This is a genomic window from Marinomonas spartinae, from assembly GCF_016461715.1.
Classification (GTDB): Bacteria; Pseudomonadota; Gammaproteobacteria; order Pseudomonadales; family Marinomonadaceae; genus Marinomonas; species Marinomonas spartinae_A.
This window is the reverse complement of the sequence record NZ_JAEMUI010000011.1, coordinates 47,935-67,933: the sequence shown is the minus strand read 5'-3', so window position 1 is coordinate 67,933 and position 19,999 is coordinate 47,935. Positions and strand designations below refer to the sequence as shown.

The 19,999-nt window shown below is 45.0% G+C and carries 23 protein-coding genes; 18 read left to right on the top strand and 5 right to left on the bottom strand.

Annotation, left to right across the window (positions count from 1 at the left end; translation table 11 throughout):
* Window positions 1-133: 133 nt before the first annotated feature.
* Window positions 134-634: a GNAT family N-acetyltransferase gene (locus tag JHD45_RS11625; protein WP_067012471.1), complete on the top strand. Its 501-nt coding sequence runs from the start codon at window positions 134-136 to the stop codon at window positions 632-634.
* A gap of 49 nt (window positions 635-683) precedes the next feature.
* Here the strand turns inward: JHD45_RS11625 and JHD45_RS11620 are convergent, their stop codons facing one another.
* Window positions 684-1,643 carry a DMT family transporter gene (locus JHD45_RS11620; RefSeq protein ID WP_199476686.1) on the bottom strand — a complete coding sequence of 320 codons (960 nt, stop codon included), beginning with the start codon at window positions 1,641-1,643 and terminating at the stop codon, window positions 684-686.
* 355 nt (window positions 1,644-1,998) lie between these two features.
* Between JHD45_RS11620 and JHD45_RS11615 the strand changes: the two genes are divergently transcribed.
* Window positions 1,999-3,342: an ABC transporter ATP-binding protein gene (locus JHD45_RS11615; protein WP_199476685.1), complete on the top strand. Its 1,344-nt coding sequence runs from the start codon at window positions 1,999-2,001 to the stop codon at window positions 3,340-3,342.
* Window positions 3,343-3,402: 60 nt separating this feature from the next.
* On the opposite strand, the gene JHD45_RS11610 is transcribed toward JHD45_RS11615, so the two are convergent.
* Window positions 3,403-4,002 carry a LysE family translocator gene (locus JHD45_RS11610; protein WP_199476684.1) on the bottom strand — a complete coding sequence of 200 codons (600 nt, stop codon included), beginning with the start codon at window positions 4,000-4,002 and terminating at the stop codon, window positions 3,403-3,405.
* Between the two features lie 181 nt (window positions 4,003-4,183).
* Between JHD45_RS11610 and JHD45_RS11605 the strand changes: the two genes are divergently transcribed.
* The 5 genes from JHD45_RS11605 (at window position 4,184) to JHD45_RS11585 (ending at window position 8,477) form a co-directional block, all read left to right on the top strand.
* Window positions 4,184-5,566, top strand: coding sequence for a PLP-dependent aminotransferase family protein (locus tag JHD45_RS11605; protein WP_199476683.1), 1,383 nt, complete (start codon window positions 4,184-4,186; stop codon window positions 5,564-5,566).
* 121 nt (window positions 5,567-5,687) lie between these two features.
* A complete protein-coding gene (locus tag JHD45_RS11600) occupies window positions 5,688-6,032 on the top strand; it encodes a darcynin family protein (protein WP_199476682.1) in 345 nt (114 codons plus the stop codon).
* A gap of 48 nt (window positions 6,033-6,080) precedes the next feature.
* Complete coding sequence (locus tag JHD45_RS11595; RefSeq protein WP_199476681.1) at window positions 6,081-6,920, top strand: arylamine N-acetyltransferase family protein; 840 nt, start codon at window positions 6,081-6,083, stop codon at window positions 6,918-6,920.
* 2 nt (window positions 6,921-6,922) lie between these two features.
* Window positions 6,923-7,855, top strand: coding sequence for a DMT family transporter (locus tag JHD45_RS11590; RefSeq protein ID WP_199476680.1), 933 nt, complete (start codon window positions 6,923-6,925; stop codon window positions 7,853-7,855).
* Window positions 7,856-7,883: 28 nt separating this feature from the next.
* Entirely contained in the window at window positions 7,884-8,477 is a 594-nt protein-coding gene (locus JHD45_RS11585; protein WP_199476679.1) for a Crp/Fnr family transcriptional regulator, read from the top strand.
* Window positions 8,478-8,681: 204 nt separating this feature from the next.
* Here JHD45_RS11585 and JHD45_RS11580 read toward each other — a convergent pair whose 3' ends face one another.
* Window positions 8,682-9,956: a LysR family transcriptional regulator gene (locus JHD45_RS11580; RefSeq protein ID WP_199476678.1), complete on the bottom strand. Its 1,275-nt coding sequence runs from the start codon at window positions 9,954-9,956 to the stop codon at window positions 8,682-8,684.
* Window positions 9,957-10,141: 185 nt separating this feature from the next.
* On the opposite strand from JHD45_RS11580, the gene ligA reads away from it, so the two are divergent.
* The 4 genes from ligA to JHD45_RS11560 are packed head-to-tail and all read left to right on the top strand — an operon-like array spanning window position 10,142 to window position 12,636.
* Window positions 10,142-10,567, top strand: a complete 426-nt coding sequence (gene ligA, locus JHD45_RS11575; protein WP_199476677.1) for a protocatechuate 4,5-dioxygenase subunit alpha — start codon at window positions 10,142-10,144, stop codon at window positions 10,565-10,567.
* The gene (locus tag JHD45_RS11570; protein WP_199476676.1) at window positions 10,555-11,424 is read left to right on the top strand and encodes a class III extradiol dioxygenase subunit beta; all 870 of its coding nucleotides are present in this window, start codon (window positions 10,555-10,557) and stop codon (window positions 11,422-11,424) included. Before ligA ends, JHD45_RS11570 begins: the two co-directional genes overlap by 13 nt.
* Entirely contained in the window at window positions 11,421-12,134 is a 714-nt protein-coding gene (locus tag JHD45_RS11565) for an alpha/beta fold hydrolase (RefSeq protein WP_199476675.1), read from the top strand. Before JHD45_RS11570 ends, JHD45_RS11565 begins: the two co-directional genes overlap by 4 nt.
* 7 nt (window positions 12,135-12,141) lie before the next feature.
* Window positions 12,142-12,636, top strand: coding sequence for a nuclear transport factor 2 family protein (locus JHD45_RS11560; protein ID WP_199476674.1), 495 nt, complete (start codon window positions 12,142-12,144; stop codon window positions 12,634-12,636).
* Window positions 12,637-12,741: 105 nt separating this feature from the next.
* Here JHD45_RS11560 and JHD45_RS11555 read toward each other — a convergent pair whose 3' ends face one another.
* Entirely contained in the window at window positions 12,742-13,401 is a 660-nt protein-coding gene (locus tag JHD45_RS11555; protein WP_199476673.1) for a DsbA family oxidoreductase, read from the bottom strand.
* Between the two features lie 214 nt (window positions 13,402-13,615).
* Between JHD45_RS11555 and JHD45_RS11550 the strand changes: the two genes are divergently transcribed.
* Both JHD45_RS11550 and JHD45_RS11545 read left to right on the top strand, forming a co-directional pair.
* Complete coding sequence (locus JHD45_RS11550; protein ID WP_199476672.1) at window positions 13,616-14,689, top strand: lactonase family protein; 1,074 nt, start codon at window positions 13,616-13,618, stop codon at window positions 14,687-14,689.
* 116 nt (window positions 14,690-14,805) lie between these two features.
* Window positions 14,806-15,555, top strand: coding sequence for a sulfite exporter TauE/SafE family protein (locus tag JHD45_RS11545; RefSeq protein WP_199476671.1), 750 nt, complete (start codon window positions 14,806-14,808; stop codon window positions 15,553-15,555).
* 103 nt (window positions 15,556-15,658) lie between these two features.
* Here the strand turns inward: JHD45_RS11545 and JHD45_RS11540 are convergent, their stop codons facing one another.
* On the bottom strand, window positions 15,659-16,507 hold the full coding sequence (locus JHD45_RS11540) for an isopenicillin N synthase family oxygenase (RefSeq protein ID WP_199476670.1): 849 nt from the start codon (window positions 16,505-16,507) through the stop codon (window positions 15,659-15,661).
* A gap of 559 nt (window positions 16,508-17,066) precedes the next feature.
* On the opposite strand from JHD45_RS11540, the gene JHD45_RS11535 reads away from it, so the two are divergent.
* The 5 genes from JHD45_RS11535 (at window position 17,067) to JHD45_RS11515 (ending at window position 19,998) form a co-directional block, all read left to right on the top strand.
* Window positions 17,067-17,633 carry a YqgE/AlgH family protein gene (locus JHD45_RS11535; protein ID WP_199476669.1) on the top strand — a complete coding sequence of 189 codons (567 nt, stop codon included), beginning with the start codon at window positions 17,067-17,069 and terminating at the stop codon, window positions 17,631-17,633.
* Window positions 17,633-18,091, top strand: coding sequence for a Holliday junction resolvase RuvX (gene ruvX, locus JHD45_RS11530; RefSeq protein WP_199476668.1), 459 nt, complete (start codon window positions 17,633-17,635; stop codon window positions 18,089-18,091). Before JHD45_RS11535 ends, ruvX begins: the two co-directional genes overlap by 1 nt.
* A gap of 106 nt (window positions 18,092-18,197) precedes the next feature.
* The gene (pyrR, locus tag JHD45_RS11525) at window positions 18,198-18,695 is read left to right on the top strand and encodes a bifunctional pyr operon transcriptional regulator/uracil phosphoribosyltransferase PyrR (protein WP_199476667.1); all 498 of its coding nucleotides are present in this window, start codon (window positions 18,198-18,200) and stop codon (window positions 18,693-18,695) included.
* Between the two features lie 55 nt (window positions 18,696-18,750).
* Window positions 18,751-18,915 carry a hypothetical protein gene (locus JHD45_RS11520; protein ID WP_199476666.1) on the top strand — a complete coding sequence of 55 codons (165 nt, stop codon included), beginning with the start codon at window positions 18,751-18,753 and terminating at the stop codon, window positions 18,913-18,915.
* Between the two features lie 87 nt (window positions 18,916-19,002).
* Window positions 19,003-19,998 carry an aspartate carbamoyltransferase catalytic subunit gene (locus JHD45_RS11515; RefSeq protein WP_199476665.1) on the top strand — a complete coding sequence of 332 codons (996 nt, stop codon included), beginning with the start codon at window positions 19,003-19,005 and terminating at the stop codon, window positions 19,996-19,998.
* Window position 19,999: the final 1 nt, after the last annotated feature.

The following is a 19,999-nucleotide window of genomic DNA, read 5'->3' as shown; positions in this document are numbered from 1 at the left end:
AAATACCAATGATACGCTTCCGATGTCACGGTTGGCGAACTTACAGCAGATCAAATTGTTTACTACAGCAATGTAAAGCGTGGTAAAACAGGAGAATCGCTTCAGCCTAAGAGTATTGTCATTGGAGAGCAAAATGAGTGTGCAAATTCGCCCCGCTGTTATTGAGGATTTAGCGGCCTTAACCGATCTTTATAATCATTACATTGTAAATACCCCCACGACCTTTGATATAGAGCCATACACATTGGAAAGCAGAGCCGTTTGGTTTTCTCAGTTTGACACAACGGGTCGATACCGATTACTGGTCGTGGAGCAGGACGATGAAGTGATTGGCTACGCTTGCAGTAGCCGATTCAAGCCCAAACGCGCTTATGAAACGTCTGTGGAAGTGAGTATTTATCTCGATCCCAATACCAAAGGTCGAGGGTTGGGAACCGCGTTATACCTTGAATTATTTGAGTTGTTGGAAGCAGAAGACGTGCATCGTGCGTACGCTGGCATCACCTTACCGAATGAAGCATCACAAATTATCCATGAAAAGTTTGGTTTTGAATCCGTTGGCGTTTACCGGGAAGTAGGGCGAAAGTTTGGACAATACTGGGATGTGGAGTGGTTTGAGAAAACGATAGGTTGAGCTGGTAGAAAGCCTAGCCTTTTCGTGCCAGTTAGGCAAAGGTCTCTAGTTATTTGCTTGAATGGGGAGATGCAACATGTGTTGTTCTTTTGCGCAGTAAAAACTTGTCACCGGTTTCTGCCAAAATCACGCCTGCTAGAATGCTGAGCGCACCGATAGCACCTGATAGACCAAGCTTTTCACTCAGAATCAGCCAAGCTGTTAGGTAAGCAAATATGGGCTCTAGAGTGAATACTAAAGCGACTTTATAATCAGGTAATAATTTCTGACAGGCTGATTGTGCCCAGTAGGCGTAAGCGGTCCCAAGTAAGCTCGCTATCAAAATAGTGGTTAAAACAATGGGAGAAAAAATGCATTCTTGCCAACTAAGTGGTGGATTCCCAGCTAAGTAAAACGCAGGGTTGGGGGAAACAAACGCGCTAATGGCACTGTAAACCCCCACCGCGAACAATTGAATGATAGTAAGTGGGATGACCGGCAGAGAGACGACAAAGCGTCCCGTTAAAAGCATATGAACGGCAAACGCAAATGCACAGATTAGGACGATATAGTCCCCTTTATTAAACGCTAATTTGTCCCCGACTGTGAGTAAATAGAGACCTATCGTTGCCAGTACAATCCCTAACCAAACAAAGCGATTCGCGCGAGTTTTAAAAAGTAAAAAGCCTAATATGGGCACTAATGGTGTCGCTAAGCTGGTGATAAAACCAGCATTCGATACGCTGGTGTATTTGAGCCCTTCTGTTTGTGTATAAAAGGCAATAAATAGCACAAAACCAAGCGTGGCTCCTTTGCCAAGTAAAGGGCGTATTTGTGCTTTTAAGACTTTCTCTTTTGAGAGTAAAAGCAAAGGGATAAGTGATAAACCTGCTAATGTAAAACGTACTGCATTAAAGGTATTAACCGGAATAACCTTCATTGCTAAATCAATTAAAGTGAATTCAGACCCCCATACGAAGGTCACAAATATAAGTGTGACCAGCGCTGTTTGTGGGGTTTTGATGACCATAACTACCTCATTCTTCCTATCGGCTTATCAGCGTCTATGCGAATTTTCCCTAGTGAAAAACGAGGAATTATTTCAGGTGCACGCCTATCATAGGGGGGTAGCATACGATAGTTCCTTCTCGAACAATATACCTATTATTGGTAAGGCTTCCATCGTTAGGGCCTCGAAACATAATGACAGTCAAGGTAGGGTTTTATCCTTTCAAAAAGGAGGGAGGTGGCGTCTAGATTATTCGTGCCTTTTTAGTATATGCTCAGGTCACATGCCATATTGAACGGAAGCGAATGACGATGTAGATCGATTCTTAAAATATTTTTAAATGTTATGAAATTAAAAAATTTTTTAAGGGTTTGCTATGTCTAAAATTTTTCACTTAAGGCGAGTGGCGTCGCTGTATTTTAATCAATTTTCTGTTTTTACCTTTCTTTCTATTCTAGTGCACCAATCATTCATTGCGCTATCCGTCTATGCGTCTATAAAATTAATCCGCTCTATTAATGGATTTAAGATAGATGAGAATAATTTCAATTTTTGGTTAGTGGTCTATGTGGTATCAATGGTTCTTCCTCATGTTGCTGCTAGTTTATCCGATGTCTTTAATCAAAAATGGATTTGTGGCGTATTCAAGGTGTTTTGGCTCTCTTCTGTTGATCGATACAAAGCATCCACATCGCCCTTTGTAAAAGGTGAACCACTTGGAGTGTTAAGCTCTCAAGGAAAAGAAATTATTTCTGACTTTATAGGTTATATTTCTTTTGGAACATCTGCTTTTCTGAATTTCTTTCTGAGTCTGATCGTTATATCGGTCTTTGTTGACGCTCGTTTTATAATCAGTATCGCGATCAGCGCGGTGCTTGTTGTTTTGATCAAGTACCTTGTTTCAAGAAAGCTTGAAGCATTCGCTTTGAGGGTATCCGAGTCTGGTTCAGGGCTTGTGTCTTTACTGTCGTTGACTCATGACAACACACATCATGGATCGCGGGTGAGTTACGCCTATTTTATTAAAAAACTAAAGAATAAAATTGATGTTTATCTGGCGAGCAGAGTAAAAGAAGAAGTCTTTCAATCCTCTGTGATGCTCATTATTGCTTTTGCCTCATTGATGCCAACGACCTTATTGGTTTTGTATATTTTGCTGAAAACAGGGGTTGGTGTTGGTATAAAATTAGCGATTGTTATTAATCTGACAAGAATCTATCAACTGCTCAATTCTGCAACAGAGATAGTGTCGATTGTTATTTCGTTTTCTTCTGTCAAAGGTCGATTAAAAATGCTCTCGTGCTTTGCTAAAGAGATTGAAAAGCCTGCTTTTAGCTTTAATGACAATGTGCGTCTATATAAAGGTGAGAAGCTTTTTGACCAAAATGAGCTTACCCCTAAAGAGTCGGGGCGATTTTCTCTAAAAGGGAAAAACGGCTCGGGTAAATCCACTTTCTTGAAAGCGTTTCGCGATAAGTACGATGCTATTTATTTCAATCCTTCTTTTAAGGTCATGTACCCTTGGGAAGAGGTATCGTCTTCAAGCTTGTCCGATGGACAATACTCTAAGAAATGCATCTTATGGTTGTTATCCCATACGAAGGGGCCATTACTGCTGGATGAATGGGATGCTTTCCTTGATCAGGAAAACACCAAAACGGTCAATGCAGAAATCGAGAAAGCTGCAAAATCGAGACTAGTTATGGAAGTAAGACAGTAAAACTTTTTCGCTAGGAGAATTGATACCTTGAGGAGCAAGTATCAATTCTCGTTGTTTTTACTAAGCCTCAAACAAAAGCGGCACAATTGTCGCGATGGTGAGAAAGCTGAGCCCATAGTTAAACAGGCGAATTTTGCTGGGGGTATTGAATAAGCGGTTGGCGGCTTTGCCCATGCCAACCCAGCAGAAATTGGCGATCAATCCGCAGCCAGTAAAGGCCATGATGATCCATAACACCGATAGCCAATAGTCTGATACCAAAGAGTAGATAGCGACTAAAGACAAGCTGGCGGCCCATGCTTTGACATTGACCATTTGAAAGAGCGCCGCTTGTCGCCAATGAATAGGTTGATGAGCGTTTCCTTGCTGTAACACACTGTTTTTAAAGACCAGTTTTAAGGCCAAATAGCTCATATAGACAATGCCAATATATTTCAGGCCGTCATGGAGGATGGGGTAACGTTCAATTAATGCCCCAATGCCGATGGCGCTTAACAACAGCAGACCAATAATCCCGAGACGAATACCCGCCACATGGCCAAGGGTTCGACGAAAGCCAAATTGGGAGCCAGAACTGGCAAGCAGAAAGTTATTGGGGCCTGGTGTGACGGCCGCAACGAAACTGAAGAGACACAGCGAAGGCAACAAACTCCATAACATAATGAATCCTTATCGTTTAGTGGTTTTATAGATGAGCGCTCTTATGTGCGAGTCGTCATACAATAGCCATTCTAAACAGAGGCTTATTCCTTTTAGTAAGACTTAAGTGTCACCATGACATTTAAATGATTTACCTGTCTCCCATCCTTGAATATGCTGGTTATTTTAACAAAGTGTCTCTATGACAAAGGTGACAATGTTTGTTCCAGATATAGTCGGTCGAGTTGGGCCTAAGTACAAAGTGCTTGCAGATGTGTTTGAAGAAGCGGTGATTCGTGGGGAACTCAAGACAAATACCAAGCTGCCATCGCAACGAATTTTGTCTTATCAGCTGGGTGTAACCGTAGGAACGATTACGCGCGCTTATCAAGAGTTAGAACGACGCGGTGTAACGGTTCCTGTTGTTGGTAGTGGTACTTATGTCAAAGATAAGGTGAAGACTCAAGAGGAGTATTATCACCCCATCGCCAGCCGAGGGGGGATGGATTTGTGTTTGTGCCGACCTTTGATTTTGGGGCAGCAAAAGCGTTTGAGCGAGTCGTTAGAAGCCTTAGTTAGTGAGCCTAATGCTCAACGGGCGGTGTTGGATTATTTTATCTCAGATGGTTTGCAAGGTCATAGTACAACATTGCAAACCTGGTTGAACGAGCGCTGGCAATGGGATCTGGATGCGTCACGGTTGCTATGGACCTATGGTGGGCAACATGCGTTAAGTGTGGTGCTACAAGCCTTGACGCGAAGCGGTGACAGTATTTTATTGGAAGGTTTATGTTACGGCGAGTTAATTAACACCTGTGCCCAACAGGAGCGTAAAGCGGTCCCCGTCGCGATGGATGAAGAGGGCTTGATTCCCGATGATTTAGCTCTGCAGTGTCAACGGCATCGTCCTCGACTTTTGTACCTCACGCCTTCTATTCAAAACCCAACGGGTGTCAGGTTAAGTGATTCGAGGCGGTTAAAAATTATTGAAATTTGCCGCCGTTTTGATGTGTTGATTATCGAAGACGATGTGATGTACTGCCAGCCTGATGAACGCTGCTCTCCTTTGGTTAGCATCGCACCGGATATCACCTTGTATATTGGCAGTTTTTCTAAGTATTTTGCTGGCGGTGTTCGAGTGGGGTATATGGTGCTGCCGAGTACTTTGCAACCTGCGATGAAGCAGGCGCTGCGAACCTCTTGTATGCATGTCAGTCCACTCTTGTTGGATTTAGTCTGTCGTTGGTTGAGCAATGGGGCAATGGAACAAGTAGAAGAGGAGATCGCCCGTGAACTGAAGGCGCGTTATCGGATTTTTTATAAAATGTTTCCTACGCACAAAAAATTGGCTGTCTCTGGGTTTAATGTTTGGCTCTATTTACCAGAAAACTGTGATAGTCGGACCTTCAAAAACGAGCTGGCTGAGACGGGCGTGTTTGTCCGAGATGCGTATTTTTTCCGAGTAGGCTCTTACCCAGTGCCGAATGCGATTCGACTGTCTTTAACCGGGCCTGTTTCTCGCGATGAATTGAAAACAGGCTTGCAGTTTATTAAAGATAAAATCGCGGCTTGGCGTCGCTCGTGACATTATGCAAAGGTCTCTTAAGATAAAAAAGTTGGATTTCTTAACCTAGGTTAATTTCTTGGCGGCGGGGGTTCGATAGTGTTAACACACTAACAATGAATGATTCTTAAGGGAAAAGACCATGCCAAGAAAATACACCTTTTTTGTTCATATGAATGCCACCGCTGCGTGGCTGTCTTTGAGCCGTGAAGAGCGGAACCGTTATTTTACCGAAACAATAGGGGATATTTTTGCCCGTTACCCAGATGTGTCTGTCCGCTTGTATGACTGCGAAGCCTTTACCACTCGATGCAGTGATATAGCAGTCTATGAAACCGAGAATTTACAACACTATTATTTCTTAATCGAAGCCCTAAGAGACAGTCAAATTTTTACTGTGCCGTATTTTGAGGTGGTGGATATTTTTCCCGCTCTAGAAAATGGCTTTGAAGAATACGAAGCAAGCCAGTTATCAAACATTAAATAGCGACCTTGGCACGATTAACAACAAGACGAACCATTAGGGAGAAAAGTCATGTCATTTCCTTTAGCGTTAAATCAATATCTAGTCCGTCTTGATCTGACGGTGCCAGATTCGCTCAGTCTGGATTTTGTTCGCGAGCTACAGCGTCGACATGTGGCTGAGTTTAGTTTTAATAACTTGGCGGTTGTATTAGGGGACGATATTTCTCTGGATTTGGACGACGTCAGCGAGAAAATTGTCACTCGAGGTTTGGGCGGTTATTGCTTTGAGCATAACAAACTGACGTTTGAGCTCTTAAAAGCGTTAGGTTATGACGTGCAACTGAAGTTGGCACGTGTCCTTAATAATAATCTAGAAAGGGCGGCGGGAAGAACCCATCGGGTCACCTTGCTAACGCTGCACAATGAGATGTATTTGATCGACACTGGCTTTGGTGGCAATGGCCCTTTGTCGCCACTGAGTTTAAGCACTCAACAAGAACAGCAGTCTGGCTTTGAGCACTACCGAATGGTTCCTCTTGAAGGGGGGGAATGGGATTTACAGATCGTCAAAGACGGTGACTATTTCACATTGTATCGTTTTGATTTTGCTCACTATTCTGAAGCGGATTGCGCGGTAGGGCATTTTTATTCCCATCGACACCCTAACGCAGTGTTTGTGAATAACTTAATGGTCACGAATAAAGAGTTGGATAAAACCCGTTCGCTACTCAACTCGACGTTCAACATTAAGACCGAATCGGGCGAACAGAGTCGTAAGGTGGATTCACCGCATGTATTGCAAAGCATTTTAACGGAGCATTTTCAGATCAAACTGGAGCTGGTTGTCGCAGAACATCTGTTTGAGCGCTTTGTTCAGTCTGAGTTGGATAATAGCCAGACAAGGAGCTAAGGATGAATGCCTTGTTACTGCTTTTGCTGTGGGCATGGCTGATGGCATCGTCGTTTATTGTGTCTGGTCATATGGTGCAGTATGCCAGTCCGTTAGCGACCTCTGCTGTTCGCTTTCTCTTATCTTTACTGATGATGCTGCCAGCTTTGATGGTCAGTTGGCATCGGTCAGGACTCAATATTCTTGATCAGTTCCATGCTTTGTTTCAGTCAAAAAGACGTTTACTCCATTACCTGATGATCAGTGGTGCGCTGGTTGGCTTCTTTGTTGGGTTGTTTACCTCGTTGGAATTTACCACGCCTTTGCATACCTCCGTGCTTTATACCCTGATTCCATTAATGGGTGTATTGATTGCTTTTGTCTGGTTAAGAGAACTGCCCTCTTGGTGGCGAGTATTAGGCTTTGTCTTAGGGTCAATGGGGGCGATGATTGTGCTGCTTGCCACTCATTCATCGGGGACGTTTGGTTGGAATAAAGGCGACAGCCTTTTCCTTGGCGCGTGTTTGTTATTGGCCTTCCATGTGGTTTCGGTACAAAAATGGGGACACACCTTGGGAGCATTGCCTGGGGCCTTTATGATTATGTTATTTGGCACTGTGTGGTTATTGCCCATTGCCTTGATATGGGGAAATATTGAGCAAGTGCAGTGGCTATCGTTTGGTTTTTGGTCCACTATTTTGTACCTTACTATTTTTACTACCTTACTGACCTTTGTGCTACAGCAGCGCTTGGTGACAACGGTTGGCGCAAGTCGATTGTTGGCGTTCTCTTATACGGTGCCGATTTGGGTGGCGGTTTATACCGCGTTTTCTCAAGCAAGATGGTCAGATTTATTCGATTTTGGCTTTGTAACGGGTGTATCCATTGTTTTGCTGGCCTTGATATTGATTCGTGATAAGAGAGGCGTTGGCGTTATCGCAGCAAAACAGGTGTAAGCCGAGTCATCATGTTTGGAGAACAGTTATGGATCAAGCGGTACTAGAAGCAAGTTTTCGAGCTTACTTTCTTGGTTTGGGTCATGATATTGATTGGCAGTATTTGTCTCTATCCATGATGCTGCATCCGGTGCGCAAGGGGGACTATCTTTTTCATCAAGGTGAGCTAGCGAATCGGTTGTATTTTTTGCACTCTGGTTTGGTGCGTTATGTTGGGGTATCTGACGCTGGCAAAGAGTTCACTCAAACCTTTGTAAAAGGGCCGAGAGTCATCGGTTCGACACGCGCCATGGTGACAGGTATGCCAGTACTTTTTGGTATTCAAGCGCTCAGCGATACCATGGTGATTTCTTATCCGTGGGCAGAGTTTTTCCAGCAAATGTCACAAGATAAAGGCTTTCTAGCGTCTTATATGGCGTTTTTAGAGCAGATTTTTATTGCCAAAGAAGAGCGCGAAAGTGCGTTTGTGAAGCACTCCGCTGAGCGTCGCTATCTGGACTTTTGTGCCGACTACCCTGAGCTGAAAGAGCAAGTACCTTTGCAGTATATCGCCTCTTATATAGGCATTACGCCAATAGCGTTGAGCCGAATCAGACAAAAATTAAAACTGAGCAATGGGTGATGTTATCTATTTTGGCGGTTTACCTGGATCTGTTTTTAATAGAATGCGGCAACGGCTTTAAATAATAAAACAGGGTGTGGCTATTCTTGTAGAAGCCTTAGGTTATGTGAATAGCTAAGCATTGTGTTTTAGTTTGAGACTTTTGCACGACTACTGCGCTTGCCAATACTTTGTTAAAAACAGACTCAAAATGCTCATTTATCGCTATAAACTCCGCTTTTTCTTGTGTTTTTGCCGCGTCTTGGCGTCGCTCGTGACATCGTGCAAAGGTCTCAGTTTATTTAGAATTGTTAATTTCAGCTCTTCAATAAAAGCTTTGATAATGTCGGATTGCCGTTCGCGGTGTAATGTTATGCCAATGGTGCACTCAGGTTTGGGGAGCGCTATGGCGAGTTGTTTGAGACGGGGATTAAGCTGTTTTATGTTCCAGTCGTCATAAAACAGTAGGGCAATGGCGTCACTGTGAATGACGAGTTCTTCTGAAGAGGCAAAGGTCAGCATTTCTAATGCCTGAATGGGGGGCATGTTATTGATATTGCGGAACAAACTGTCGAAATAGTCCCGAATAGGGGTACCGTGGCGTGCCACAATCCAGCGTTCATTGGTTAGGTCATTGAGTGTTTTAGCCTCCTTGTGTATAGGATGGTCGGAACGAGCGATTAAGGCGTATTGGGCGTTTAATAATGGCAGTTCAACGAGCTCTGGATGAATCGGACCTTTTCTCATGAGCCCTAGAAAGCAATCTATTTCGCCTTGTCGTAAAGCATTGGCCAACATGTGATAGGGGCCTTGCATGGCTTGTAGGCGTATCCCTGCGTGTTGTTTCAAGATTGAGGCAAAGGCAATGGGCACAATATCTTGGCAGGAAAAGGACAGCATGCCGACGGACAATCTCCCCGTTAATGCATGGGGCAGCGATTGCAGTCGATGAAGAAGAGACTGAGCGACCGGTGATATTCTCAGATAGAGCGAAGCAAGTTGCTTGGCGGCGGGTTGTGTTATCAAACCACGGCGGGCTCTTGAGAAAACTGGCTGCTGTACCATGTTTTCGACTTCCTTTAGGGTCTTACTGACGGCGGGTTGTGTGATGCCAAGTGTTTGCGCCGCCACAGAGGCGCTGCCTGCTTTTACGACCGCTTCAATGATCATCAAATGCCGCCACTCCACATAGTGCGTTAACTTAAGCGGACTGCTTACATGGTTTTGTAATTGGCGTTCTGTCTCTGCAATCGCTTGTAACATGTTATTACAGGTTGAGATCACGACTTCCCCAGCGGACGTCGGTTCCACGCCACTCCAGCCTCGCGTAAAGACCGTTACCTGCAAGGCTTGTTCTGCCTGGGAGAGCGCACGAGACACACTGGGTTGGCTAAGGTTTAACGCCACACTGGCGTCTTTTTCTGTGCCCTTTTTCATGATTTCTGAAATGACACGACACTGTTTGAGCGTCAGAGGAAAGTGTGTATGGGCAATGTCCATCTTATGGTCCTGTCAAAAAATACCTTGTCGAAAAAGCGCCTTGTCATGTCCTGTGGTTACAAAGTTATCATGATATAACCAAATTTTAAGCTGTATTTTTAATTATGCATATGACACTTCTGTGTTTTCTGTTTACTTTGGGTAGAACAAGTTAATGTCTCTCATTGAGAGAAGGCAGGATGTGAATGAACAATCAACAAAAGCCCTACGATAATATCCCCGGTACAACCGTATTTGACGGTGATATGGCCAGAATAGGCTTCCATCTGAATCAATTTTGTATGTCGTTAATGCAAGAGTCTAATCGTGTTGCGTTTAAGCAAAATGAACGGGCATATCTTGATCAATGGCCCATGACGGAAGCGCAAAAAACCGCAGTACTTGAACGGAATTTTAGCCAGCTTATCGCTTTGGGTGGCAACATTTATTACCTTGTCAAAATCAGTTCGACGGATGGTTTGAGTGTGGCGGCAGCGGTTTCCACCATGACCGATTTATCTGTTGATGAATATATCGACATGATGCGTCGTGGTGGGCGTTCACCAGAGGGGAATCGTTTTACTGATCAGGGCGAGAATAAACCGTCTGAGGAGTCGTTATGGCAAAAATAACCTCTGGATTAGGGACATCCCATATCCCGTTATTAGGGTATCTGATGGACAAAGGGGAAAGTCACTTAGAAAAATGGGCCCCCATTTTTAAAGGGTATGAGTTCACTAAAAAGTGGATTCGTGAACAGAAACCCGATGTAGTCATTTTGGTTTACAACGACCATGCGACGACATTTGATATGAAACTTATCCCAACATTTGCTATTGGCTGCGGAGAAAGTTATCGCCCGGCGGATGAGGGCTATGGTGCGCGCCCAGTGCCCCTTGTAAAAGGGGCGCCCAAGCTGGCGTGGCATGTTGCCGAGTCCGTCATATTGCAAGGATTTGATTTAACGATTGTCAATGAGATGACCGTCGACCATGGGCTGACGGTTCCCTTGTCGATGGTGTTTGGTGAGGTAGAGGAGTGGCCCTGTCAAGTGATCCCTTTAGCGGTTAACACGGTGGTTTATCCCGCCCCAACGGGTGAGCGCTGTTTAGCGTTAGGCAAGGCCATTCGTGCCGCAGTAGAGCAATTCCCCGACGATCTGACGGTTCAGGTGTGGGGCACAGGTGGTATGAGTCACCAATTGCTGGGAGAGCGAGCAGGCTTGATTAACCGTGAGTGGGATCTTGCTTTTATGGACGATCTAAAGAACGACTATGAGAAGTTAGCGAAAATTTCTCAAGTCGAATACATCCGCGAATCGGGCACCGAAGGGAGTGAAATGGTGATGTGGTTGATCATGCGTGGCGCACTGAATCATGAGGTGCAAGAAGTTCATCGACATTATCATGTGCCGGTTTCTAATACAGCATTAGGCCATTTGATTTATGAAAATGCCAGCCAAGAGAGTGAGGAGGAGAAAGCATTATGACGTTATCCCCCACAAAGCCAACATTGGTTTGTTTATCTGGTTTATTGTGTGATCGACGGGTTTGGCAAAAGGTCGCGTCCTACTTAGAGCCAGAGGCCGACGTGCATATTATGAGCTTCGCCGGCTTTGATGATCTGACGGAGATGGCTAGGCATGTATTGTCTACCATCAAGGGTGAGTTTGCTGTGGCAGGCCACTCTATGGGAGGGCGAGTGGCATTGGAAATTTACCGTCTTGCGCCGCAGAGAGTGACTCATCTGGCGCTGTTAAACACAGGTGTTCATCCGAAGTCAGACAAAGAAATACCTGGACGTATGCGGTTGATTGAGGTGGCGAAACAGCAAGGTATGTCAGCCTTACCAACACAGTGGCTTGTTCCCATGATGTCTCCCAAAGGATTAAGCAATGAGCATTTAATGGCGGATTTGACGAAGATGGTGGAGTCTTATTCCGTTGAGAACTTTGAGAAACAAATCCATGCGCTGATCCATCGTCCTAATGCGGAAGAGATGCTTGCGCAGATCTCGGTGCCCACCTTGCTACTTTCCGGTACGCAAGATACCTGGAGTCCTGTGTCTCAACATCAAGCAATGCAAGAAAAAATAGTAGGTAGTGAGCTGGTGGTGATCGAGGAGGCTGGGCACATGGCCCCAGCGGAAGCTCCTGATGAGATTGCACTGGCGCTGCAAAACTGGCTGAAGAGAGCGTAGAACCATTATGAATAATCAATCAATGGACAACTTATTAATTGAATGGCAATGCCAGAAGCTGGTTACTCGCTCGATTAATTTGCTCGATCAAGGGCGTTGGCAAGAGTTAGCAAACTGTTATACCGAAGAGGGTGAATTATATCGGCCAAGTGCCCCTACCGTAAAAATTGCAGGGCGCGATGCTATTCTCGCTTCTTTTACCGCACGCCCAGCGAAAGAAACCTGCCATGCACTGACCAATATGGAAGCCAATATTATCAATGACCACTCGGTTATTGTGACATCGCGAGTGGTGCTCTTCTCTGCTGATAAAAAGTCTTCGGATAAAAAGACTACGAATAAAAAAGTCGACGACATCGAAAGTATGGTACAGGCGAATGGCGATATCTTTATTGGTCGCTTTGTCGATGAGCTTAAAAAAATAAAGGGTGAGTGGCTAATCGCCAAGAGAAAGGGGTCAATCGAACTGCATTACACGGGCTCTTCAGATAAAACAGGCTAACCTTATCAAGCTTCATCCACCAATGGCCGTTACCGACATATTCCACCACGCTTGCTGTTGATATCATTAGGAAGCATGGTGGGTGAAGGCGATTAAGCGGCTTTATTACTGCTGCGTTTTTTCTTTTTCAAGAATGTCTTCAATAGCCTGTTTAAAGTTCTCGGCGGGTTGGCCACCGGTAATGGCGTATTTATTATTAATGATAATAGTCGGCACTGAGGTAATGCCGTGTTGTTGCCAAAAAGCTTCTTTTTGACGAACGTCGTCTGCGTATTGATCGTTCTCTAAAATGCCTTTTGCCGCAGCGGAATTTAGACCGACTGCAGCGGCAAGTTTGGCAAGCACATCATAATCACTCACATCCAGATTGTTGGTAAAGTGCGCCTTAAACAGGGCCATTTTTAGCTCAGCTTGTTTGCCTTCGTGCTCCGCCCAATGTAATAGGCGGTGAGCGTCAAAGGAGTTTCTCATGCGACTTTCATCATTAAAATTAAAATCAAAGTCGACTTCTTCTCCTCGTGCTTTTATTTGCAAACGGTTTTGATCTGATTGCTCTTTGGTAATGCCATATTTCTCCGTGATATGTTCTTGAAAAGCTTGTCCTTCGGCTGGCATATCAGGGTTTAGCTCAAAGGGCTGGAACGTTATCTCGGCATCAACGGTGTCCTCCAGTTGCGCCAAGGCGTTGTTTAAATTCCCCAGACCGACTACGCACCAAGGGCACATGATATCGGAGATAAATTGAATATTGAGTGAGTCTTTCATGGTCTGCTCGCTGTTAACAGAGTAAATGTTTAAGTGTATTGCATAGATTTATTGGGCTTGAGGGCGTAATAAAAAGGATGGCAGACAACAAAGTGGGAATATTGCTGTTAATTTGCACAATAAGTGTGATTTAATTCGTTTAGGTATGACATTATACAAGATCATTTGTAGTCACTGGTCGATGTACTTCGCCCAGTAAAAAGGAATCTGTGAAATGACCAATGCAATCAATAAAGCAGCCTATGTGTATGTTTCGAATGCAAAAGACGGTACGGTGTCGCGTTATTCTTTAGATAAAACCTCGTTGACGATGGTGCCATTGGGGGAGACGCCAGCAGGGCCGAATGTGATGCCGTTGACTGTTAGTCCTGATAAAACGTATTTATATGCAGCCATTCGCTCAGAGCCCTATCGCGTTGTCTCGTATCGCATTGATCCTGAGTCGGGGGCGTTAACGGAAGAGGCCGTTGCGCCTTTACCAGACAGTATGGCGAATATCGACCTAGATTTAACCGGGCGTTTTCTATTCGCGGCCTCGTATGGTGGTCATAAAGTCAGTGTGAGTGCGGTCAATAAGTTGGGTCATGTTGGTGATGTCATACAAGTGCTAGCAACGGGGCGCAATGCTCACGCCATCCATCCGTCCCCCGATAATGATTTTGTTTTTGCCACTAGCTTGGGGGATGATCATATTGGGCAGTATCGCTTCGACGAAGTGACAGGCAAACTGTCTAAAAACGTTGTGGCTATGGTTGCCTCAGAAAAAGGCGATGGACCACGTCATTTTGTCTTTTCCCCTAACGGTCAGTATGTGTATTGTTTAGGTGAGTTATCTGGTGTGGTGATTACCTATCAATACGATGAATCGACAGGGTTACTGTCTTATAAAAGCGCTGTACAAGCAGTGCCTTCCGATAAGCTAGGTTTGGTGAATGGTGTTCCGCCGTCTAAAAGCGTACAAAGCGATCATCCGCCAGTCTGGGCGGCCGATATTCATGTTACCTCCAATGGACAATTTTTATATGTGTCCGAGCGAACTTGCAGTATTATTTGTTGTTTGCAGGTGGAGCCGAAAACAGGCCGTGTGCAATACCAAGGGCATGTTGAAGTAGAGAAGCAACCCCGTGGTTTTGCGTTGACCGAAGATGGCCAGTATATGGTGGTGTCTGGTGAAGCGGCGGATCACCTTGGTGTGTATCAGTTAAATGATCAAACTGGCATGCCCGTGAAGGTGAGCGAAGTGCCAAGTGGACAAGGTGCGAACTGGGTTGAGATAGTCGAGTTTTAATGGCTATTTAAATAACGGTTTGGCTTATGATGTTGCGCAAAGCTCTCTAAGAGGCTCCTCCATATAAGGTATTCCCTTTTTTCCTAACCGAGAGTGGCTGATAAGGATGCATTCTTGTGCATGACATTTCCTATCTATTGCTGATTGTTTTTATTGTTGCCAGCTATGTGCAAAGTCTCACTGGCTTTGCCTATGGCTTGATTGTCATGTGTGTTGCCGGATTATTCTCTCTTGCGCCAATCGATGTGGTGGCTTTCTCGGTGAGCTCATTAAGCTTGGTGAATGCGGCGACAGGGCTTTATGGCGGTGTCTGGCGACAGGTGAATGGGAAAAACTTAATTGTCTATTTTATTGCTTGTACTCCAGCCATTGCGCTTGGCGTGTATCTACTGAGCTATCTAGGTAACGGTGCGCTGCATTGGTTGCAACTTCTGCTGGGCCTAACCATTGTGGTGGCGTGTTTGATGAGTTTGATCAAACCTAAAGTCGGCGCTGAACCTTCACGCCCTTGGGTATACTTTGTGTTCGGTGGTATTTCCGGTGTACTTGGTGGGTTGTTTGCCACCTCGGGACCACCAATTTCTTATTTGATGTACCGCCAGCCTGTGACGATCAGTGTGATTCGTGCCACCTTGTTGAGTGTCTTCTTTGTCTCCTCTCTGTTACGTATTGGCATTATGGGCGTTAGCGGACAGATTACCGCACCGATGATTTGGTTGAGCATCGTTGGCTTTCCCTGTGTATTTATAACGTCGCTATTGGCAAAACGCTATCCGCCTACCATTTCACCACACATTATTAAACGCATTGCGCTGATTTTATTGCTGATGTCGGGGGTGAGCTTGTCCCTTAAAGCCTTGCTTTAATAATTAAGGGCCTTGGTGCGACGCTGCGAGCGAAGCTCTCACAATAAAAAAGCACCAGACTCGGTGCTTTTTTGGGTAGATTCGTGGTATCGAGAAGCAGATATTATTCTGCTGGGATAACGCCCAGTTCAATAAGACGCTCGCGCAAATAGCTTTTTGCTGTATGACGATCGGACAACACGACTTCTGGTTTTGGGTGTAAGAACAGTGGCAAGGAGATGCGCGACTTCGTTTTGTCGGCACCTTCAGGGTTAATCACACGGTGTGATGTGGAAGGGAAGTAGCCACCAGACGCTTCTTGTAACATATCGCCGATATTCACCACCAATGTGCCGAAATCACAAGGTACATCCATCCAAGAGCCATCTTTGGCCTTGACTTGTAAACCTGGCTCATTAGCGGACGGTAGAATGGTCAATAAGTTAATGTCTTCGTGAGCGCCTGCGCGGATCGCTCCAAGCTCTTCGTCCCCTTTCAATGGCGGGTAATGTAAAATACGCAGTAACGTTTGTTGGCTGCCCTCAACCATGCTGGAAAGGGGTTGGGAGTAATGCTTCGCTACGTCGTCTGGGGAATATTTTTCAACCCAAGCTAACAACTCTTCCGCCAAGGTGGTGGCTTCGCCATAGTATTGGGCTAATAATGGCTTTTGCTTTTCAGGACACTGACCCCAAGGGTAGTAATGGAAGTACTCTTTAATATCTCGTTTAGTATGACCTTTGGCTGTCTCTGCCACTTTAGGAGAGAAGTAACCATCCTGTGGGCCAACGTTATAGCGATAATCATGTTTACTTTCGCTTGAGAAAAAGGCCAGCCAATCTTCATAAATAGCACTGACCAGTTCTTTTTTGATGGGGTGATTTTTCAGTACGCCAAACCCTGTTTCACGAAGAGATCTGACAAAGTCTTCAGCAGCGGTTGGGCTAGTGTAATCTACGGCTTTTAGTTGCATTGTGTGTGTCCTATTAAGTCTCTGTTTTGATATTTTGATCGTCAGTCCGCATCACCGCGGGCCTATAACATGCAGCAAACAAGAGTGACCTAAGAAGACCAACCGCTATGAAAAAACATTTTCAAGTCAATGGCTTCGCCTAAGTAATGAGTGCAACTGTTCGAGCTTGTCGTCTGACAAGCAGCCCTACTCCCAACGGAGGCCGTTGTAGAGGTAGTGAACAGAGTTGGCAAGGATCTAACAGACATTTCAATGCTCTCTTACTATGTCGCAAACTTCATGTGTAGAAAAGAAAGTGTAACAATGACTAGGAATGGGTTGAGTTCCTGTCACAATATGTAGTTTACTGTGTGAAACCTTTGTTTTGAAGTGAAACACGTATTAATTGTGTAGTTTGACTGGGTAAATCAAATACTTAACCTATAATATCCTGATCGGCGTCAATTTTTTACCGATACGAATACCGTAAGGCAACAAAAAGTTCTACACACCTTGAGTTTTACGAGGTCACATCCGACGCGAGATCCCTGCGTCTTCACAAAGAAGAGGGCAAGTTAATATGAATACATTTTTCGATTCGTTCAAAAATCATTTTCTCATTTCTATGCCACATCTTGATGATCCACATTTTGAACACACTGTGGTTTATCTTTGCGAGCACACACCAGAAGGGGCCATAGGTCTTGTCATTAATCGCCCTTCTAATATTGATTTCAGCGAGCTTGCAGAGCATTTGAAAATGACCATTACCGCCCCGACGTTAGCCTCTGACCCCATTTATCATGGTGGGCCAGTGGAACCCGAAAAGGGCTTTATTCTCCATACCTCTGAAAAAGCTTGGAGCAATACACTCAAAGTGAACGATGAGGTCTCTTTATCCGCCTCCCTAGAAGCACTAGAAGACATTGCGCGTGGCCAAGGTCCAGAGGCTTATCGTATTACACTTGGCTGTGCTGGTTGGGATGCGGGGCAGCTAGAAAAAGAAATTGCGAATAACGATTGGCTGGTGTGCGAGGCGGATTTAGACGTATTATTCCATACTCCAAGCGATATGCAATTCACCGCCGCCACTAAGGTGCTGGGAATTGATATGACAAGATTATCACCGGATATAGGACATGCTTAGTGACGGTTACCTCGTCTGAAAATGTTAACGATAAGCCCAATACTGAGCAATCAGTATTGGGCTTTGATTTTGGTACGACACGAATGGGTGTGGCGTTTGGTCAACGAATGTTGGGTACGGCACGTCCTCTCGCGCCTTTAAAAGCCAAAGAGGGCATCCCTAATTGGGATGAGATCGCAAAATTGGTAGAAGAGTGGCAACCGGATGCTTTTGTGGTGGGGCTGCCGTTGGATATGGATGGTGCTGAAAATGAGATGTGTCAACGGGCACGTAAATTTGCGAAACGTTTGCATGGACGTTTCAATCGTCCTTACCATATGATGGACGAACGGTTATCCTCTTTTGAGGCCAAAGGGCAGGTGATTGCCCGTGGTGGAAATCGCAATTTTAAAGAAAACTCAGTGGATGGGTTAGCCGCGCAAATGATTGTAGAAACTTGGTTCACTGAAACGAGCTAATTGCTTAGGACATTTGAACCATAAGAGCATTTTAACCATAAGTGCATTCAAACCATACATATATTCGAGCCAGTTGATGGTAAGGCAAACAAAGGTTTAGACAGCGATGAAGTTAGATTTAGAGCGTTCTTTAGCGTCCATGAAAACGCAGTTAACGGCCTATTGTGCGAAAAAGAACATAGAAAGCCCCATAGTGGTCGGTATTCACACTGGTGGCGTTTGGGTCGCCGAGCAGTTAATGAGTGCAGTGATGACGGATGAGCCATTAGCGACGCTGGATATCACTTTTTATCGTGATGATTTCACTCGTGCAGGACTAAATCCGAAAGTGAACCAAACGTTGCTTCCCGCTCTTGAAGATCGTCATGTGATTCTGGTCGACGACGTACTCATGTCTGGCCGTACGATTCGTGCCGCGATGAATGAAATTTTTGATTTTGGCCGTCCTGCTAGTATTACCTTGGCCATCTTATACGATTTAGGTCAGCATGAATTACCGATTCAGGCGGATATCGTGGGAGAGCAGCTGACGCTTAATCCTGACCAAAGAGTTAAGTTGTCTGGTCCTAATCCTTTGACGGTTTCTGTGCTGGATGCGCATTAAAGTGCGTTTCTGGCTTTATTTTTGCGTTAACAAATACGACAATTAGCAGATGGATATGAATGACGTTAATTCAGTTGAAAGTATGACAGACATCTCGACATCGGATGGTGTCCAGTGGGATGTCGATGAAAAGTATCGAAACAGTCTAAGCCGTGACTGCCTGTGTGCTTTGATTATTCAATCCCTTGATTTTGTTAACGTTATGAATGCCCGGTTGTAGCCAGTCTGCACCGGGCATTTTTCCATCTATACCCTATTTAGAACAGAGAAAGGCGATACCGTCTTTGCAGTTTGAGGAAAGCAAACCATGATGCGATCCGAACCTCGGGCATTACAGTTAAACGAACACGGACAGCTTAAGCACTTTTTGACATTGGATGGTCTAGATAAAACCATTTTGACAGAAATTCTTGATCGAGCTGATTCCTTTCTATCCATGGGTGAGCAGTCGGTAAAGAAAGTTCCTCTGCTGCGCGGTAAAACCGTGGTAAACCTATTTTTTGAGAACTCTACTCGAACCCGAACGACCTTTGAATTGGCGGCTAAGCGTCTCTCTGCGGACGTGATTAACCTCAATATTGAAACCTCTGCCACTTCCAAAGGCGAGTCGCTTCTTGATACGTTAAAAAACCTTGAAGCCATGCAGAGCGATATGTTTATTGTACGTCACTCTGACAGTGGGGCCGCTCATTTTATTGCCGAGCACTGTACACCTAATGTTGCCATTATCAATGCTGGGGATGGTCGTCATGCTCATCCTACTCAAGCCATGCTCGACATGTTGACAATCCGTCGTCATAAAGGGCGGTTTGATGGCCTGAAAGTCGCCATTGTGGGAGACATTCTGCACTCGCGCGTCGCACGCTCTCAATTACAGGCGTTTACCACTCTTGGAGTAGAAGAGGTGCGTTTAGTCGGTCCGAAAACTTTAGTGCCTAAGTTTTTCGAGGAAATGGGGGCCACCATTTGTCATGACTTAGAAGCAGGCTTAAAAGATGTGGATGTGATTGTTATGTTGCGTCTACAAAAAGAGCGTATGAAGGGGGCGTTGCTACCAAGTGAAGGGGAATTCTACCGCTTATATGGTTTAACAGAAGAGACCTTGGCGTGGGCTAAACCAGATGCCATTGTCATGCACCCGGGGCCAATTAATCGTGGCGTTGAAATATCCTCTGAGGTCGCCGATGGTGCACACTCTGTGATTTTAAATCAAGTAACAAACGGCATTGCTGTGCGTATGGCCGTGTTATCCATGGCGATGAGTGGGCAGTTACAACGGGATAGTGGCGAGGATGAGAAATAAT

What these genes read in the sequence shown, in the direction of transcription:
- JHD45_RS11615 (WP_199476685.1), top strand. Translation starts at nt 1,999, where the DNA reads ATGTCTAAAATTTTTCACTTAAGGCGAGTGGCGTCGCTGTATTTTAAT.
- pyrR (WP_199476667.1), top strand. Translation starts at nt 18,198, where the DNA reads ATGAAGTTAGATTTAGAGCGTTCTTTAGCGTCCATGAAAACGCAGTTA.
- JHD45_RS11555 (WP_199476673.1), bottom strand. Translation starts at nt 13,401, where the DNA reads ATGAAAGACTCACTCAATATTCAATTTATCTCCGATATCATGTGCCCT.
- JHD45_RS11550 (WP_199476672.1), top strand. Translation starts at nt 13,616, where the DNA reads ATGACCAATGCAATCAATAAAGCAGCCTATGTGTATGTTTCGAATGCA.
- JHD45_RS11605 (WP_199476683.1), top strand. Translation starts at nt 4,184, where the DNA reads ATGACAAAGGTGACAATGTTTGTTCCAGATATAGTCGGTCGAGTTGGG.
- JHD45_RS11625 (WP_067012471.1), top strand. Translation starts at nt 134, where the DNA reads ATGAGTGTGCAAATTCGCCCCGCTGTTATTGAGGATTTAGCGGCCTTA.
- JHD45_RS11595 (WP_199476681.1), top strand. Translation starts at nt 6,081, where the DNA reads ATGTCATTTCCTTTAGCGTTAAATCAATATCTAGTCCGTCTTGATCTG.
- JHD45_RS11610 (WP_199476684.1), bottom strand. Translation starts at nt 4,002, where the DNA reads ATGTTATGGAGTTTGTTGCCTTCGCTGTGTCTCTTCAGTTTCGTTGCG.
- JHD45_RS11580 (WP_199476678.1), bottom strand. Translation starts at nt 9,956, where the DNA reads ATGGACATTGCCCATACACACTTTCCTCTGACGCTCAAACAGTGTCGT.
- JHD45_RS11540 (WP_199476670.1), bottom strand. Translation starts at nt 16,507, where the DNA reads ATGCAACTAAAAGCCGTAGATTACACTAGCCCAACCGCTGCTGAAGAC.
- JHD45_RS11590 (WP_199476680.1), top strand. Translation starts at nt 6,923, where the DNA reads ATGAATGCCTTGTTACTGCTTTTGCTGTGGGCATGGCTGATGGCATCG.
- JHD45_RS11600 (WP_199476682.1), top strand. Translation starts at nt 5,688, where the DNA reads ATGCCAAGAAAATACACCTTTTTTGTTCATATGAATGCCACCGCTGCG.
- JHD45_RS11535 (WP_199476669.1), top strand. Translation starts at nt 17,067, where the DNA reads ATGAATACATTTTTCGATTCGTTCAAAAATCATTTTCTCATTTCTATG.
- JHD45_RS11585 (WP_199476679.1), top strand. Translation starts at nt 7,884, where the DNA reads ATGGATCAAGCGGTACTAGAAGCAAGTTTTCGAGCTTACTTTCTTGGT.
- JHD45_RS11565 (WP_199476675.1), top strand. Translation starts at nt 11,421, where the DNA reads ATGACGTTATCCCCCACAAAGCCAACATTGGTTTGTTTATCTGGTTTA.
- JHD45_RS11570 (WP_199476676.1), top strand. Translation starts at nt 10,555, where the DNA reads ATGGCAAAAATAACCTCTGGATTAGGGACATCCCATATCCCGTTATTA.
- JHD45_RS11520 (WP_199476666.1), top strand. Translation starts at nt 18,751, where the DNA reads ATGAATGACGTTAATTCAGTTGAAAGTATGACAGACATCTCGACATCG.
- JHD45_RS11620 (WP_199476686.1), bottom strand. Translation starts at nt 1,643, where the DNA reads ATGGTCATCAAAACCCCACAAACAGCGCTGGTCACACTTATATTTGTG.
- JHD45_RS11560 (WP_199476674.1), top strand. Translation starts at nt 12,142, where the DNA reads ATGAATAATCAATCAATGGACAACTTATTAATTGAATGGCAATGCCAG.
- ligA (WP_199476677.1), top strand. Translation starts at nt 10,142, where the DNA reads ATGAACAATCAACAAAAGCCCTACGATAATATCCCCGGTACAACCGTA.
- JHD45_RS11515 (WP_199476665.1), top strand. Translation starts at nt 19,003, where the DNA reads ATGATGCGATCCGAACCTCGGGCATTACAGTTAAACGAACACGGACAG.